This is a genomic window from Proteus sp. ZN5 (genome assembly GCF_011046025.1).
GTDB lineage: Bacteria > Pseudomonadota > Gammaproteobacteria > Enterobacterales > Enterobacteriaceae > Proteus.
In genome coordinates, this window is the sequence record NZ_CP047639.1 from 4,123,287 (window position 1) to 4,139,131 (window position 15,845).

The 15,845-nt window shown below is 39.7% G+C and carries 16 protein-coding genes; 6 read left to right on the forward strand and 10 right to left on the reverse strand.

Features of this window, described 5'->3' with window-relative positions; translation table 11 throughout:
* The 3 genes from GTK47_RS18915 (at position 1) to GTK47_RS18925 (ending at position 4,458) form a co-directional block, all read left to right on the forward strand.
* The gene (locus GTK47_RS18915) at positions 1-1,398 is read left to right on the forward strand and encodes an FAD-dependent oxidoreductase (protein ID WP_165126086.1); all 1,398 of its coding nucleotides are present in this window, start codon (positions 1-3) and stop codon (positions 1,396-1,398) included.
* Between the two features lie 502 nt (positions 1,399-1,900).
* Positions 1,901-3,175 carry a C4-dicarboxylate transporter DcuC gene (dcuC, locus tag GTK47_RS18920; RefSeq protein WP_165126089.1) on the forward strand — a complete coding sequence of 425 codons (1,275 nt, stop codon included), beginning with the start codon at positions 1,901-1,903 and terminating at the stop codon, positions 3,173-3,175.
* A 14-nt stretch (positions 3,176-3,189) separates the two neighbouring features.
* Positions 3,190-4,458 carry an amidohydrolase gene (locus GTK47_RS18925; RefSeq protein WP_165126092.1) on the forward strand — a complete coding sequence of 423 codons (1,269 nt, stop codon included), beginning with the start codon at positions 3,190-3,192 and terminating at the stop codon, positions 4,456-4,458.
* Positions 4,459-4,575: 117 nt separating this feature from the next.
* On the opposite strand, the gene sspB is transcribed toward GTK47_RS18925, so the two are convergent.
* The 5 genes from sspB to zapE all read right to left on the reverse strand — a co-directional run bounded on the left by sspB (position 4,576) and on the right by zapE (position 8,776).
* The gene (sspB, locus tag GTK47_RS18930; RefSeq protein ID WP_165126095.1) at positions 4,576-5,085 is read right to left on the reverse strand and encodes a ClpXP protease specificity-enhancing factor; all 510 of its coding nucleotides are present in this window, start codon (positions 5,083-5,085) and stop codon (positions 4,576-4,578) included.
* A 6-nt stretch (positions 5,086-5,091) separates the two neighbouring features.
* Positions 5,092-5,733, reverse strand: a complete 642-nt coding sequence (gene sspA, locus GTK47_RS18935; RefSeq protein ID WP_165126098.1) for a stringent starvation protein SspA — start codon at positions 5,731-5,733, stop codon at positions 5,092-5,094.
* A 656-nt stretch (positions 5,734-6,389) separates the two neighbouring features.
* The gene (gene rpsI / locus GTK47_RS18940; RefSeq protein ID WP_004245284.1) at positions 6,390-6,782 is read right to left on the reverse strand and encodes a 30S ribosomal protein S9; all 393 of its coding nucleotides are present in this window, start codon (positions 6,780-6,782) and stop codon (positions 6,390-6,392) included.
* A 15-nt stretch (positions 6,783-6,797) separates the two neighbouring features.
* A complete protein-coding gene (rplM, locus tag GTK47_RS18945) occupies positions 6,798-7,226 on the reverse strand; it encodes a 50S ribosomal protein L13 (RefSeq protein WP_006535327.1) in 429 nt (142 codons plus the stop codon).
* A gap of 434 nt (positions 7,227-7,660) precedes the next feature.
* Entirely contained in the window at positions 7,661-8,776 is a 1,116-nt protein-coding gene (gene zapE, locus GTK47_RS18950; RefSeq protein ID WP_165126101.1) for a cell division protein ZapE, read from the reverse strand.
* Positions 8,777-8,979: 203 nt separating this feature from the next.
* Between zapE and zapG the strand changes: the two genes are divergently transcribed.
* The 3 genes from zapG to degS all read left to right on the forward strand — a co-directional run bounded on the left by zapG (position 8,980) and on the right by degS (position 12,284).
* Positions 8,980-9,384 carry a Z-ring associated protein ZapG gene (gene zapG / locus GTK47_RS18955; protein ID WP_075671429.1) on the forward strand — a complete coding sequence of 135 codons (405 nt, stop codon included), beginning with the start codon at positions 8,980-8,982 and terminating at the stop codon, positions 9,382-9,384.
* A gap of 230 nt (positions 9,385-9,614) precedes the next feature.
* Positions 9,615-11,006 carry a serine endoprotease DegQ gene (degQ, locus tag GTK47_RS18960; protein WP_165126104.1) on the forward strand — a complete coding sequence of 464 codons (1,392 nt, stop codon included), beginning with the start codon at positions 9,615-9,617 and terminating at the stop codon, positions 11,004-11,006.
* Positions 11,007-11,213: 207 nt separating this feature from the next.
* Positions 11,214-12,284, forward strand: coding sequence for an outer membrane-stress sensor serine endopeptidase DegS (degS, locus tag GTK47_RS18965; RefSeq protein WP_165126107.1), 1,071 nt, complete (start codon positions 11,214-11,216; stop codon positions 12,282-12,284).
* Between the two features lie 26 nt (positions 12,285-12,310).
* On the opposite strand, the gene GTK47_RS18970 is transcribed toward degS, so the two are convergent.
* The 5 genes from GTK47_RS18970 to mlaB form a co-directional block, all read right to left on the reverse strand.
* The gene (locus GTK47_RS18970) at positions 12,311-12,556 is read right to left on the reverse strand and encodes a CPCC family cysteine-rich protein (RefSeq protein ID WP_165126110.1); all 246 of its coding nucleotides are present in this window, start codon (positions 12,554-12,556) and stop codon (positions 12,311-12,313) included.
* 33 nt (positions 12,557-12,589) lie between these two features.
* Positions 12,590-13,651 carry a DUF2157 domain-containing protein gene (locus GTK47_RS18975; protein ID WP_165126113.1) on the reverse strand — a complete coding sequence of 354 codons (1,062 nt, stop codon included), beginning with the start codon at positions 13,649-13,651 and terminating at the stop codon, positions 12,590-12,592.
* Positions 13,652-13,845: 194 nt separating this feature from the next.
* On the reverse strand, positions 13,846-15,108 hold the full coding sequence (murA, locus tag GTK47_RS18980) for a UDP-N-acetylglucosamine 1-carboxyvinyltransferase (protein ID WP_165126116.1): 1,263 nt from the start codon (positions 15,106-15,108) through the stop codon (positions 13,846-13,848).
* A gap of 48 nt (positions 15,109-15,156) precedes the next feature.
* The gene (ibaG, locus tag GTK47_RS18985; protein WP_064718882.1) at positions 15,157-15,411 is read right to left on the reverse strand and encodes a BolA family iron metabolism protein IbaG; all 255 of its coding nucleotides are present in this window, start codon (positions 15,409-15,411) and stop codon (positions 15,157-15,159) included.
* A 140-nt stretch (positions 15,412-15,551) separates the two neighbouring features.
* Positions 15,552-15,845, reverse strand: a complete 294-nt coding sequence (gene mlaB / locus GTK47_RS18990; RefSeq protein ID WP_098941205.1) for a lipid asymmetry maintenance protein MlaB — start codon at positions 15,843-15,845, stop codon at positions 15,552-15,554.

The following is a 15,845-nucleotide window of genomic DNA, read 5'->3' on the forward strand; positions in this document are numbered from 1 at the left end:
ATGAGTCAGAATGTGTATCAGTTTATCGACTTAAATCGTGTTGAGCCGACCAAAAAGCCATTAGCAATTCGCAAAATTGAATTTGTTGAAATCTATGAAGCTTTTTCACCGCAACAAGCCTCTGCACAAGCCGATCGTTGTTTAGGCTGTGGTAATCCTTATTGTGAATGGAAATGCCCTGTTCATAATTACATTCCTAACTGGCTAAAACTAGCAAACGAAGGACGTATTATTGAGGCCGCTGAGCTTTCTCATCAAACAAACAGTTTGCCTGAAATCTGTGGTCGTGTTTGCCCTCAAGATAGGTTGTGCGAAGGCGCTTGCACGCTGAATGATGATTTTGGTGCAGTCACAATTGGCAATATTGAACGTTACATCAATGACACAGCCTTAGCTCAAGGATGGCGCCCTGATCTTTCTCACGTCACAATGACTGATAAAAAGGTCGCGATTATCGGCGCAGGCCCCGCAGGTCTTGCCTGTGCAGATGTTCTTATTCGACAAGGTGTGAAACCCGTTGTTTATGATAAGCATCCGGAAATTGGAGGGTTACTTACTTTTGGGATCCCTTCTTTTAAACTCGAAAAATCACTGATGATCCGACGCCGTGAATTATTTAGTGAAATGGGTATCGAGTTTTGCCTCAATACGGAAATAGGCAAAGATGTCTCCCTAAATACCCTAATAACACAATATGACGCGGTATTTCTTGGATTGGGCACATATCACAGCTTAAGTGGTCATTTTTCTAATGAAAATGCTAATGGTGTTTATAGCGCACTACCTTATTTAATTGGGAATACACGTTATTTAATGGGTTATGATGAAGATCCTCAAACACCTTATATCGACCTTAAAAATAAAAATGTGGTGATATTAGGAGGAGGTGATACCGCAATGGATTGTGTCCGTACTGCCATTCGACAAGGTGCAAATAAAGTCACTTGTGTTTATCGTCGTGACGAAAGCAATATGCCAGGTTCAAAACGTGAAGTAAAAAATGCCAAAGAAGAAGGTGGCGAATTTTTATTTAATCTTCAACCTATAGATATTGAAGTCGATAACCAAAATAAAGTGGTTGGTATTCACGTTATTAAAACTCAAGGCGATAAAACATTAACTTCTATTGAAGGAAGTGAACATGTGTTATCTGCTGATGCGGTTATTCTGGCATTTGGTTTTAAACCTGCACATTACCCATGGTTAGATGAAAATAATATTGAATATGCATCTTCAGGCAAAATTATTATTTCAGATAATCAAGAAATACCAAATCAAACAACAAACCCTAAAGTGTTTGCAGGGGGGGATATTGTACGAGGCTCTGATCTTGTTGTTACAGCAATAGCAGAAGGAAGAGAGGCGGCTGAAGGCATATTGCGATATTTATCATGCTAAATATTTTTTATTTTCGTTATTTAAAATAACAATTTCTCTTGTTTATTATCCCATTTAATTTAAGTGGGATAATTTTTCAATATTATCGGTGAAATTAATAAATAGTATTTAAGGATCATCAAGATATCTGACCAAATAATCATTCTCATTACCATTTAATGTAATTTCTAAAATAATAGTTTGATAAAAAGCGATATTATTTTTTGTATCAAAATAACACTCTTGATCTATAGTAAATATAATTCATTTTCGTATTTTTTACTTTATCTCTTTTTATTTAACCTTTCCGTCATCTTTTAATGATAATTGTTTTACAGCATTTGTTAATAACATCACAGTCTAAAAAAATAGATTTTATTTCGGCTATTAAATTTGATAACAATCAAATATTGTCAACCTACCAACTTCATAATGGAGTCACCTAATAACTTTACAGAAAAATATAATTTATTGATGTTAGGTTCGTTTTCATAAAATTGTCATAATTAACTAGGGGATCACTATGGTGATGCAACTTATCGCAGTAGCCGTTATTATCGTAACTGTCTATTTGCTAATAAAAAAATATGAAACCCGAATGGTGCTAATTGGTGCCGGCTTATTACTCTGTATTTTAAGTCTAACCCCACTAGATGCGTTTGCCGCATTTAGTGAGCGCATGGTGTCTTCATCATTAATTCAAGCAATCTGTTCAAGTATGGGTTTTGCTTATGTTATGAAATATACCAAATGCGATATGCATCTGGTTCATGTTTTATCAAAAGTAATGACTCGTCTGGGCTTCTTCCTTATTCCAGCCACTGTTGTCGTAACATACTTTATTAATATCGCAATCCCATCAGCAGCAGGTTGTGCGGCTGCGGTAGGTGCAACACTCATTCCATTATTAATCGCAGCACGTATTCATCCGGCTATCGCAGGTGGTGCAGTGTTATGTGGTACCATCGGCTCAATGCTAAGCCCAGGTATGTCGCATAATGCCTTCGTTGCTAACATGGCAAATATGGAAGTGGTTGATTTAATCGCTCGCCATAGCCCATACAGCTTAATGGCTGGTGGTATTGCTGCAGTTTCACTTGCTGTTGTCGCTTTAGTGAAAAAAGAGTTTAAAATGGCTTCTGCTACTGGTGATGCATCATCTTCATCAGCACAAGCAACGCCAGAAGCTGTTCGCCCTAACTACTTATATGCAACAGCACCTTTCATTCCATTAATCCTGTTAATTCTGCCATTCTTCGAGACTTTCAGTACATTTAAACTGTCTGTTCCTGCGGCGATGGTAATCGGCTCTATCTATGCTCTGATCATCACATTAACTAACCCCGCTCAAATTACGAAAGAGTTCTTTAAAGGTATGGGTAATGCTTATGGTGATGTATTAGGTATCATCATTGCAGCTGCAGTATTCGCAGCTGGTCTGAAAGCATCTGGTTTAATCGACGCGTTCATCAACTTCTTAACTCATTCTCCTGAATTTGCTCGTTGGGGTGGTACTTTAGGGCCATTCTTAATGGGTATTATCACAGGCTCTGGTGACGCAGCAGCATTCGCATTCAACGAAACGGTAACACCTCATGCTGCACAATTTGGTTATGAAATCCCTGATATGGGTATGGCAGCGGCATTATCTGGCGCATTAGGCCGTACAATGTCACCACTGGCAGGTGCAGCAATTGTTTGTGCTGGCCTTGCAAATGTTAACCCTATGGAAATCGCAAAACGCACTGCACCAGGTATGATTATCGGCGTCATCGCTGTTGCGTTATTCATGTTATAAGTGGAGAAATGAATATGTCAGCAATTACACTAGAAAAATTAGTTAAATGGCGTCGTGAGTTTCACCAATATCCAGAAATTGGTTGGTCAGAATTTTTAACTACAGCAAAAATTGTCAAAGAATTACGTAGCTTAGGTTTAGAAGTTAAAGTTGGCCCAGACGTTATCAATCAAGAGTTTGCTTTTGGTCGCCGCCGTCAAGTCGTTGAAAAAGGTCTAGCCGTTGCAAGAGAACATAAAGTTGATGAAGCACTGCTTGATGAGATGAAAGAGCTAACTGGTTGCGTGGCTATCTTTGACAGTGGTAAAGCGGGTCCAACAGTAGCACTGCGTTTTGATATCGACTGTGTGGGTGTTAACGAAGCAACCGAAACTAAACACCGCCCTCATGCTGAGAACTTTGCTTCTTGTCACGCTGGCGAAATGCACGCATGTGGTCACGATGGGCACATTTCTATCGGTTTAGGTGTTGCTCACTGGTTAGTTGAGAATAAAGATAAAGTCGTTGGTAAAGTTAAAATCTTATTCCAACCAGCAGAAGAAGGTGTTCGTGGCGCTCGTGCGATGGCTGAAAGTGGTATTGCCGATGATGCAGATTACTTCTTAGGTGCGCACTTAGGCTTTATCGCAAACAGTGGTGAAATTGTTATCAACCCAACACATTTCTTATGTACCACTAAATATGACTTCCGTTTTAAAGGTGCACCATCTCACGCAGGTGCAGAGCCTGAATTAGGTCGTAATGCGTTAGCAGGTGCTTGCCACGCAGCAACACAAATGCTGGGTATTTCTCGTCATGGTAAAGGGATGTCACGTATCAACATCGGTGTATTAAAAGCCGGTGAAGGCCGTAACGTCACCCCAGCTAATGCTGAGATGCAAATTGAAGTTCGCGGTGAAAACGAAGAGATCAACAGCTTTATGGCTGCCAATGCAGTACGTATGGCTGAAGGCGCAGCACATAGCTTCCAGTTAGAAATGGAAAGCGAGATCATGGGCGAAGCCGTTGACCTAACAAATGACCAAGAGCTGATTGATGTTATGACCAAAGTTGTTGGTAAACATTCTGAGCTAACGGCGGTTGCAACACGTCCATTCGGTGGTAGTGAAGATGCGACAGTATTAGCAAAACGTGTACAACGTTGTGGTGGTAAATCACTATACTTCGTTGTTGGTGCGGATAGAACGGCTGGTCACCACCAAGCAGGCTTTGATTTCGATGAAAAACAATTAATGACTGCAGTTAATCTTTACACTGGTTGTTTAGAAGAACTGCTGAAATAGTTTTTCAGTAATGCAATCCAATAAAGCACTCTATAGCAATATAGAGTGCTTTTTTTGTACATAAAAAAAGCCCAGTTCACAAACTGGGCTTTTGATTCATACTAATAAGATAATCTCTTATTTCACAACGCGCAGTGCTGGACGACCCGTTGGGCGAGGTGGTTCTGGCTCATCATCTGGTGAAGAGGTATCAGCTTCAACAGCTTCATCTGTGACGAGAGACAAACCTTCGCTAGCCGGAGCTATATCGTTCTCTTCACTATCATCTTCAGCAAACTGTAATGATGCACCAGATTCATACGCAGGCTCAGGCTCAAACATCATTCCCGCACCGTTTTCTCTCGCATAAATAGCCATAACAGCAGCCATAGGCACTCGTACTTTACGAGGTATGCCACCAAAGCTTGCACTAAATAAAACCTGATACGGCGTTAACTCTAAGTCATCTACTGCACGAGATGAAATATTTAGTACAATTTGACCATCGTGCGCATATTCCATTGGGACTTGGACACCAAAGATATTCACATCAACAACTAAGTGTGGTGTTAAATCATTTTCGATGATCCAGTCATAATGCGCACGTAATAAATGCGGACGACGCGGAGACATATCCATAATCTCCATACTTTATTACCCTCTTGAAGGTAAGCGCATCTCACGCTCTGCTTCGGTTAATGACGCGAGGAAAGAATCACGCTCAAAAACACGTTGCATATAAATTTGTACATCTTTAGCGCCAGCACCACTTAAATCTACACCGAGTACTGGTAAACGCCATAACAGAGGAGCTAGGTAGCAATCTACTAAGCTGAACTCTTCGTTCATAAAGTAAGGATATTCTTTAAACACCGGAGATACAGCCAGTAGCTCTTCTGCTAACTGTTTACGAGCAGCATTTGCTTGCTGTTCTGTTCCTTTCTCGATGGTGTTCATTAAAGAATACCAATCATGCTCGATGCGATGCATCATTAAACGGCTGCTACCACGAGCAACAGGATAAACTGGCATTAAAGGAGGATGAGGGAAGCGTTCATCAAGATATTCCATGATGATGCGTGAATCATACAGGGTCAGCTCACGATCAACCAAAGTCGGTACACTTTGGTAAGGGTTTAGATCGATAAGATCCTGTGGAAGATTACCAGCTTCAACCTGTTCAATTTCAACACTGACACCTTTCTCCGCTAGGACAATTCTGACCTGATGGCTGAAAATATCAGTCGGACCGGAAAACAAAGTCATTACCGAACGTTTGTTGGCAGCGACAGCCATGAAAACCTCCAAGTTAATCAATTAAAGAAATGAATTAGCACAATGCCCCTTCCATTTCCCCATTCCTAAAAGACAAGCACACAAACGCAGTAGACCTAAATAAACATTTAAGTTATTAACTGCATTGGGTAACTACCTGTATAACAGTGTTATCGTGGGATAATCATATTTTACAGGGTTAAAAACTCACCTGTCTTTGCGGCACATATCATTATCAAGTAATACCAAAATAATCATTCAACAATCATTATTGTCATAATAATTTTGGTATAACTTTCAAATTCATTACAGGTATTACTATCGACATACCCATTGGCAATATTGCGAAGTCATAGAAAGAAAGACACCAAAGCCCGCTATTCTACCAGAATTCATGTTACTTAGGGGGGCTAATGCAAATAATTCAACACAATATGCCACACTACCTCAAAACTAAGATTATAATATCAAAAAATAAAGTTATTTAGAGATAACATCTAAAAAATATGCTTTTTAATACTATAGTTATCTTATATAAAGCTTGTTTTATGAGTGAGAGCACCATGCTTAAGCAACATTATGTTTTTATTATTAATAAACACAAATAAGTCAAAAATAAAAAACCCGCCTGTGAAGACGGGTTTTCAACATCAAATTGATATCTAAAAGATAACAAATTAACGTTTAGAGAACTGTGGACGACGACGTGCTTTACGCAGACCCACTTTCTTACGTTCAACAGAACGCGCATCACGGGTTACGAAACCAGCTTTACGCAGATCAGAACGTAGAGTCTCATCATATTCCATCAGTGCACGAGTGATACCGTGACGGATCGCGCCAGCTTGACCAGAAATACCACCACCTTTAACAGTGATGTATAAATCTAATTTACCCAGCATATCAACTAATTCCAGCGGTTGACGAACAACCATACGTGCTGTTTCGCGGCCGAAGTAAACTTCTAAGCTACGTTTGTTGATTACGATATTACCGCTACCTGGCTTAATGAAGACACGTGCGGAAGAACTTTTGCGGCGACCTGTGCCGTAGTATTGATTATCAGCCATTGCCTATTATCCCGATTAAATGTCCAGAACTTGCGGTTGTTGTGCCGCGTGGTTGTGCTCAGATCCTGCGTAAACTTTCAGTTTACGGTACATCGCACGACCCAGAGGCCCTTTTGGCAGCATGCCTTTTACCGCGATTTCGATTACACGCTCAGGACTACGGGCGATCATCTCTTCGAAAGTCGCTTGTTTGATACCACCTACGTGACCAGTATGACGGTAGTAAACTTTGTCAGTACGTTTATGACCAGTTACCGCTACTTTCTCAGCGTTTAAAACGATGATGTAATCACCAGTATCAACGTGCGGAGTGTATTCCGCTTTGTGCTTACCGCGTAAACGGCTAGCAATTTCAGTTGCTAAACGGCCTAATGTTTTGCCGTCTGCATCAACAACGTACCAGTCGCGTTTTACGGTTTCTGGTTTAGCTGTAAAAGTTTTCATTATTGAAAATTACCCAATGTTTAGTTACACGTTGGTGAACGCTCGGTTCAAATACTATTGAGGTTCACACGACTCTTGTGTCCAGCAAACCTACCCCTTCGAGTAGCACTGCTGACTCTAAAATGCGAGTTTTTTGGGAAATAAAAAACTTGCTGCAACGTGGGGTCGCAAGATTATAGAGAAGTCAGAAAAAAAAATCGAGTCATAATTGAAAAACAATTGAATTCTTTTTCAATATTTCAGCGAAAAAAACGAATCTGGCACTTTTTTCTGATTTGACTGATAAATTCTTGCTACCTGAAGAGAAGAATTGTTCCTTTCCAGAGCGCTTGTAAGCTGCCTAATGCTTTCTATTTTCATAGAAAAAAACATCAAGCAACTTAACCTGCGCCATCCTACCATAATGAAAGGTGACTTTCTTCAAGAATTAAAAATTAAGCGAGATGAGGTTGTACTAAATATTCTTCACTTTGCATCTCTTGTAAACGAGATAGGCAACGTTGATATTCAAAACGTAAAAAATCACCTTGGTAAATCTCGTGCATTTCTACATTTGCATTAATAATAAGTTTTACCTTGCGCTCATAAAATTCATCAACAAGCGCTAGAAACCGACGCGCTGCGTCTTCATTTAATGTTCCCATTTGTTTCATGTCATATAACAAAACAGAGTGGTAATGCTTAGAAAGTTCAATGTAATCAAGCTGACTACGCGGTTCCATACACAAGGTCGAAAAATTAACAGCAAGCACACCATTAGATGCTTTTCTTGCTTTCATAGGGCGATGATTAATGGTTAAGGTACAATCAAATTGTGGTTCACTGGTTGCCAAATGCATGAAAATTCTATCCATCTCCTGACGATTTTCATCGTTAAGCGGAGATAAAAAAAGATGCGCTTGCGTTAATGTTCTAAGACGGTAATCAATACCTGCATCTACATTTAAAATGTCACAATGAAGTTTAATTTGTTCTATTGCAGGTAAAAAACGAGAACGTTGTAATCCATTACGGTAAAGTTCATCAGGTGGAATATTTGAAGTTGCCACCAGCGTGATACCTCTGGCAAATAACGCTTCAAGCAAGGTACCTAAAATCATTGCATCAGTAATATCAGAAACGAAAAATTCATCAAAACAGAGCACATCGGTTTGTGCTTTAAACCCATCAGCAATAATTTCTAATGGATTTTCATGCCCTTGTAAGTTTCTCAGCTCTTCTTGAACACGTAACATAAAGCGATGGAAGTGTAAGCGAAGTTTTCGTTCTGTCGGCAGGCTTTGATAAAACATATCCATCAACCATGTTTTACCTCGTCCAACACCACCCCACATATATAAACCACGTTCTGGTGCAACAATCTGTTTTTTTTGGCGAATTCGCCCGAATAATCGCTGTGTTAGCGAATTTTTTTCTGGTGGAGTCTCTTTTAATAATGCATGGTATATCTGTTGAAGATGGAGAACCGTTTTTCTCTGAACATCATCAGGTTGATAATCACCTTGCTTCAATGCGGCTTCATAAAGTGATAACGGCGTACTAACAGTCATGAATGCCCTCTTATCCTTAATTTTCTGACATACTGATTTGTGTCTGTCGAATGGCTCTATTATAAGCATTAAGTATTGTTTTAACATCAACGTAACACACGAATTTTATATTAAGCTTAAGGATATTATTCCACCCATGCCTTTTAGCGGTTATGATGTTATAAGAATCCATCGTCCTCACTATTAGATGAAAAGGAGTTGCCATGGTTTGGGTTTATGCACTGATTGGATTAGTTGTAGGTCTTATTATCGGCGCACTAGCAATGCGTTATGGTAACAGCACCCTTCGCCAACAAGATGCTATCAAAGCAGAGTTAGATACGAAAAAAGAAGAACTTGATACTTATCGCAATGAGCTTGTCAGCCACTTTGCCAGAAGTGCTGAACTATTAGATAACATGGCGAGAGATTACCGTCAGCTTTATCAACATATGGCAAAAAGCTCTAATGAGCTCATGCCTGATATGCCTGCTCAAGAAAATCCATTTAATTACCGATTAAGTGAGTCAGAAGCGGCTAATGATCAATCCCCAATAAAAATGCCACCTCGTGATTACTCCGAAGGGGCATCTGGATTGTTCAGACCCACAGAGAAAAAAGACAGTTAATATTAAAACGCCACATTTATTGTGGCGTTTTTCTTTCTACCAAACATCACAAAATGACAATTATTTGCTATGGTTTTAAAGATAGCTTTTGTCTTGTAAATCCGTGTAAAAGGAAGCAAAGCACATCATGTCTTAATGAACTTTCCTTTGTCAGTACAGGTCTTAGTGACATCGAGCTCATTTTGAGCAATAACTTTTATTTTGATAACTGTATCAAGAGACTCTAATTCATGTTGACTAAAAAAAGAAAATTATTACTTAGTGCGTTAGCAATGAGTGTCGGACTTTCACTCTCTACTATTCCAGCAACCAGTATGGCGGCACTGCCTGCGGTTATGCCATCAGGCGAACAACTGCCAAGCCTTGCACCGATGTTAGAAAAAGTGTTACCTGCTGTTGTCAGTGTGCACGTTTCAGGAACACGAGTACAAAGCCAGCAAGTGCCTGAAGAGTTCAAATTCTTCTTTGGTCCAAACTTCCCATCACAACAACAAAGTATTCGCCCTTTTGAAGGCTTAGGCTCTGGTGTCATTATTGATGCACAAAAAGGCTACGTATTAACAAATAATCATGTTGTTGATGGTGCAGATAAAATTCAACTGCAAATTAATGATGGTCGTGAATTCAGTGCAAAATTAATTGGTAGCGATCCACAAACAGATATCGCATTACTGCAAATTGAAAAACCAACTAACTTAACTGCAATTAAAATGGCGGATTCTGACCAATTACGTGTTGGGGACTTTGCTGTTGCAGTAGGTAACCCATTTGGTTTAGGCCAAACAGCAACATCCGGTATTATTTCCGCATTAGGTCGTAGCGGTTTAAATCTTGAAGGTTTAGAAAACTTTATTCAGACTGATGCTTCAATCAACCGTGGTAACTCTGGTGGCGCGCTTGTTAACTTAAATGGTGAGTTAATCGGAATTAACACAGCTATTTTAGCGCCAGGTGGTGGTAACATCGGTATCGGCTTCGCCATCCCAAGTAATATGGCGCGTGATCTTAGCCAACAACTAATTTCTCATGGTGAAGTTAAACGTGGCATCTTAGGTATTCGTGGTACAGAAATGAATTCTGATCTGGCGAAATCCTTTAATATTGATGCACAACGCGGTGCTTTTGTTAGCGAAGTTATGCCAGACTCATCTGCTGCAAAAGCAGGCATTAAACCGGGTGACGTTTTAATTTCAGTTGATGGTAAACGTATCAATAGCTTTGCTGAATTAAGAGCTAAAGTGGGTACTACTCCGCCGGGTAAAGAGATCCTAATTGGCTTGATCCGTCAAGGTAAACCAATGGATGTTAAAGTGACATTAGAGAAACAATCGGCAGATGCAACTCGCGCAGATAACTTCTCTCCTGCACTACAAGGCGCCACATTAAGTAACTACTTAAACAAACAAATTAAAGCAGTTGCTGTTGATTCTGTTGAGAAAGATTCCGCTGCTGCGGCATCAGGTTTACAAAAAGGTGACCTTATTATTGGTATCAATAATACGTCAATTACCTCCCTAGGCGATTTACGTAAAGCAATTGACGCTAAACCGCCTGTTCTTGCATTGAATATTCAGCGTGGTAATGAAGAAATTTACCTGCTGTTACGTAATACACCTCGCTAAGAAGTAAGCTTTTCACCTATCTAATTTATTGATTTCTTTAGCCCTATAATTTCCATTATAGGGCTTTTTTTATCCCTATTTTTGATAAGAGTCATTGGCTTAAAAGGGGATTTTATGCGCTGAGCGATGCTTTCATAAGCTAAACTATGCTATTCTCACCGCTCCTACGCGAATAATTTCACAGTCAGACATAAATATAGGGTTTTTATGTTAACTAAGTTACTGCGATCAGCACTAATTGGTCTTCTCACAGCAGCAATTCTTTTGATTGCAGTTCCTTCAATTCGCCCTATTTTTATTGAACGCCTACTTAATGGTGATGTTCTCAATGCGCCTTTTAGCTATAACACCGCGGTGCGACGAGCTGCCCCTGCGGTTGTGAATGTTTATAGCAGTACGATGGGAAGTTTTTCTCAAGAAGGTCGTGAACTAACATCTTTAGGCGCTGGCGTTATTATGGATGGTCGTGGCTATATTCTGACAAATCAACATGTTATCAACAATGCTGATCAGATCCTTATCGCACTCCAAAATGGTGATCTTTATGAAGGCTTACTTGTTGGCTCCGATCCTTTAACTGATCTTGCAGTATTAAAAATTGATGCTGATAAACTCCCTACGATCCCCATTAATACTAAACGAATCTCTCATGTAGGTGATGTTGTGTTAGCTATTGGTAACCCATTTAATATTGGGCAAACTATTACGCAAGGGATCATCAGTGCTACGGGCCGCGTTGGATTAAGTCCAACTCGTTACCAAAATTTCCTACAAACAGACGCCTCAATTAATGAAGGTAACTCTGGTGGCGCGCTAATTAATACTGAAGGCGAACTGGTTGGTATTAATACTATGACGTTTGACTCAGGAACCTATAACGGATATCGCCCTACGGCCGAAGGGTTGGGTTTCGCTATTCCGACTGAACTTGCGGTTAAAATTATGAATAAGCTAATTCGTGATGGTCGTGTTATCCGTGGCTTTATTGGTATTACAGCGAAAGAATTACCAAGGATCCGCTCATCGAATACCGATATTAAACAAATTCAAGGGTTGCGCATTTTTAGGATCACCCCAAATGGCCCAGCAGATAAAGCAGGAATAAAAACAGGTGATATCATCCTTAGTATTAATCATGCGCCAGCGACTTCCGCGATGGAAATGATGGATTACATTGCAGAAACGCGCCCCGGTACGGCATTACCTGTCACGGTATTACGCGAAGGTAATGAGATCAATGTTGATGTGACTATTTCTGAATACCAGCCTGAATCATAACTAACAAAAAATCTCCCTATGCTTGGCTAATAGGGAGATTTCATATAAAACGTCGCACTTTGTAAGCAACTTTCTTTAAAGCTTTCAGTATTGCGATAGTCCTCTAATGTGCTGTGATTACAACCGCTATATTGTCCTTCTTTAGTACCATCATTTTGCCAACCACATACCGGGCAGATCTCAAAAAATGCCTCATCTTTATCTTTGAAAACAAAATAATGGCACGCAACACAACTTACTTCTAAAGGAAGATGACAACTTCGCTTTTCCATAGGATGGACTCTCCTATCACATTATTAATAATACTATTCGCTCTTACTCTCTTTATTGGCCATTGAGTTATTTTCAACAGTATGCCAAATCTTTTCGGCTTTTCTTCCAATAAAAATCAGTGAAACTGCCAAAATAAAGAAGAAAATCGCACTGTGTAAACTATCCCAGAAATATTCAAAGAAGCGGGTATAAAGGTTTATACCAAGGAATGTTAGGCCAAAACCTCTTAACATACCGTCATCTGTTTTAAGACTAATATAAATACAGATAACTGAAACGACTGCAAATAACAGTGCCCAAGGTAACAAATTCACACTTGAAGTACGATACCAAGTATCAGGATCGTAATTACCAAAAATAGACATTATCCATAACGCAATAAACAGATAGGTCAGCCCCATTATTTTTGTCATGGTAAATAAACGACGGTGTACCAACACACTTTGTAGGAAATAACAGCCGGCTAATAATATCGCGCCAAAGAAGACGAAACGGATAGGATAGTTCATCCCTAACCAATAAGCGCCCCAACCAGAGACATAGCCAGTTTCAGCACCAAACCAATTTCCTAACATCAACAAGAAGAATAACCACACCAATGAGGAACGACTAATAAATCCAATTGCACCATAAATGACACAGCCAATTAAAAAGAGAGGCGCAATATGGCCACTTCCTGTGTCCAGCAATTCTCCCAGTTGCCAAAGAAAAATAGCTGTAAACATCACGCCTAAAAAGAGAATAAACTCAGTACTGTAATGCCACTGTGTTTCTTTTCGCTGACGTTTAAATCCCCAAAAATAGAGCGCTGAAGCAATCAGTGCAGGAGATATCACACGCATAATTTCAGAAACACTAAAAATCTCGATGAGATAATAAATTAATGCACTATCACTAAAAATACTGCCAGCAGCAATAATCAAGCACACCATTGCTATCCAAAATGCATAGCGACTTAACCGTTTCCAATCAAAGGGAATTCGGTGCAATGTACTTCCTAATTGCTGATATTCTTGTTCCGAAATCTCACCAGATTGTTGCCATTCATCCAGTGCTTGACGAACTAGGCGCTCTTGTTTCCTTGTTACCTGCATATATGTTCCTTCCTTTTAGCTCATAGTGATTTTTATAAACAGGTCTATTTTTCTTACTGTATCTTGCTACGTGAGAAATACCTTATGAATTATCCGATTCTATTGAGAGTCTTATTGAAATAATGAGCAAAAAAAACCATAGCACAACAATGCACTATGGTTTTAAATAACTAAAAAAGGATAACTAAAATAAATTAGTCATTAGAGTGCAAACGTTCTATTTTTGCCCCTAATCCTTGTAATTTAGCTTCAATATTTTCATAACCACGATCGATATGATAAATACGATCAACAATGGTTGTACCTTCAGCAATACAACCTGCAAGTACTAAGCTTGCAGAAGCACGTAAATCCGTTGCCATTACTTGTGCGCCTGAAAGTTTTTCAACACCATGGCATAACACAGTATTACTTTCGATTTCAGCGTGAGCACCCATACGAATTAACTCAGGAATGTGCATAAAACGATTTTCAAAAATAGTTTCAGTGATCATTCCTGCACCTTCAGCCACTAAGTTTAAAAGGCTAAACTGTGCTTGCATATCGGTTGGGAAACCCGGATGTGGCGCAGTACGCAATGTTACCGCTTTTGGGCGTTTACCATGCATATCAAGGCTTATCCAATCTTCACCAACTTCAATATCAGCGCCTGCTTCACGTAATTTTGCCAACACAGCATCTAATGTGTCAGGTTTTGCATTACGGCAAACAACACGACCACGAGAAATCGCAGCAGCAACTAAGAAAGTCCCTGTTTCAATACGATCAGGTAGGATTTGATAAGTACCACCACCAAGACGCTCTACGCCTTCGATAGTAATGCTATCTGTGCCCGCACCACTGATTTTGGCACCTAATGTATTGAGGAAGTTTGCAGTATCTTCAATTTCAGGCTCTCTTGCCGCATTCTCAATGATGGTTTTGCCTTCAGCTAATACCGCAGCAGTCATAATAGTGATAGTGGCACCCACGCTCACTTTATCCATGACAATATGTGCACCTTTTAAACGTCCATCAACGCGTGCTTTCACATAACCTTCATCCAGAGTGATCTCAGCGCCTAATTGCTCTAAACCTGTAATATGAAGATCAACAGGACGAGCACCAATAGCGCAACCACCCGGTAAAGAAACCTGACCTTGACCAAAACGCGCCACCAGCGGGCCTAATGCCCAAATAGAAGCACGCATGGTTTTTACTAATTCGTAAGGAGCGCAAAATTCATTAATGTTACGAGCATCAACGAAAACAGAGCCATTGCGTTCAACATTAGTTCCTAAACGGTTAAGTAACTTAATCGTAGTATCGATATCTTTTAATTTAGGAACATTCGTTAATTCTACTGGCTCTTCGGCAAGGATCGCAGCGAACAGGATTGGTAGTGCGGCATTTTTTGCGCCTGAAATAGTGACCTCACCTGATAAACAGGTTGGTCCTTGTACTCTAAATTTATCCATCTGTAGAACTCTCTTTTTTATTTTGCTGTACGCTGTATACCTACTGAATCAAAGCCCGTTAAGTTTACGATCCCTCTTCCACTCTTCAGGTGTGTAGGCTTTAATAGACAAAGCGTGAATACGGTTATCTGCGATATATTCCATCAAAGGGGCATAAATGGTTTGTTGTTGTTTTACTCTGCTCATTCCCTCAAACATTGCGCCAACAACAACAACTTGAAAGTGACTACCATCACCATTGACGATGACTTCATCTAAAGACAGGTTGTCCATTAATACTTGTTTGATTTCATTTGTATCCATAATTGCTCAATCTCAACGTTAAAATAATAATCAGTCGTCTATCCTAATGGAATCCGCTCTACTCTTAAACCATCAAAAACCCCCTTAATGATAAAAGTATCACGAAGGGGGCTTTTTAATACCTTTACTCAAAATCTGTATTAGGCAATATTCATAATTTCATCAAGATCATAGAGTGTAATTAAGGTCTGAAAACGCTCACTTACGCCTTGAATAATAAATTGGCGATTTTGCTCTTCCATTTCTGCTTTTAAGTGAACAAAAAGCGCCAACCCTGTTGAATCAATATGTCCTAAAGCAGAAATATCGATGATATTAATATCAGCTAATAATGCTTTACGTTGCTGCCAAGCAGGCAGTAACGTTTCACGATCTAGCGTTCCTTGGAAATAGAGGACACCCTCCTTTTTTTCCCAATTTAACGAAGCTGACAT

Coding starts and splice junctions, on each gene's coding strand:
- GTK47_RS18915 (WP_165126086.1), top strand. CDS start 1: ATGAGTCAGAATGTGTATCAGTTTATCGACTTAAATCGTGTTGAGCCG.
- dcuC (WP_165126089.1), top strand. CDS start 1,901: ATGGTGATGCAACTTATCGCAGTAGCCGTTATTATCGTAACTGTCTAT.
- GTK47_RS18925 (WP_165126092.1), top strand. CDS start 3,190: ATGTCAGCAATTACACTAGAAAAATTAGTTAAATGGCGTCGTGAGTTT.
- sspB (WP_165126095.1), bottom strand. CDS start 5,085: ATGGAGATTATGGATATGTCTCCGCGTCGTCCGCATTTATTACGTGCG.
- sspA (WP_165126098.1), bottom strand. CDS start 5,733: ATGGCTGTCGCTGCCAACAAACGTTCGGTAATGACTTTGTTTTCCGGT.
- rpsI (WP_004245284.1), bottom strand. CDS start 6,782: ATGGCTGATAATCAATACTACGGCACAGGTCGCCGCAAAAGTTCTTCC.
- rplM (WP_006535327.1), bottom strand. CDS start 7,226: ATGAAAACTTTTACAGCTAAACCAGAAACCGTAAAACGCGACTGGTAC.
- zapE (WP_165126101.1), bottom strand. CDS start 8,776: ATGACTGTTAGTACGCCGTTATCACTTTATGAAGCCGCATTGAAGCAA.
- zapG (WP_075671429.1), top strand. CDS start 8,980: ATGGTTTGGGTTTATGCACTGATTGGATTAGTTGTAGGTCTTATTATC.
- degQ (WP_165126104.1), top strand. CDS start 9,615: ATGTTGACTAAAAAAAGAAAATTATTACTTAGTGCGTTAGCAATGAGT.
- degS (WP_165126107.1), top strand. CDS start 11,214: ATGTTAACTAAGTTACTGCGATCAGCACTAATTGGTCTTCTCACAGCA.
- GTK47_RS18970 (WP_165126110.1), bottom strand. CDS start 12,556: ATGGAAAAGCGAAGTTGTCATCTTCCTTTAGAAGTAAGTTGTGTTGCG.
- GTK47_RS18975 (WP_165126113.1), bottom strand. CDS start 13,651: ATGCAGGTAACAAGGAAACAAGAGCGCCTAGTTCGTCAAGCACTGGAT.
- murA (WP_165126116.1), bottom strand. CDS start 15,108: ATGGATAAATTTAGAGTACAAGGACCAACCTGTTTATCAGGTGAGGTC.
- ibaG (WP_064718882.1), bottom strand. CDS start 15,411: ATGGATACAAATGAAATCAAACAAGTATTAATGGACAACCTGTCTTTA.
- mlaB (WP_098941205.1), bottom strand. CDS start 15,845: ATGTCAGCTTCGTTAAATTGGGAAAAAAAGGAGGGTGTCCTCTATTTC.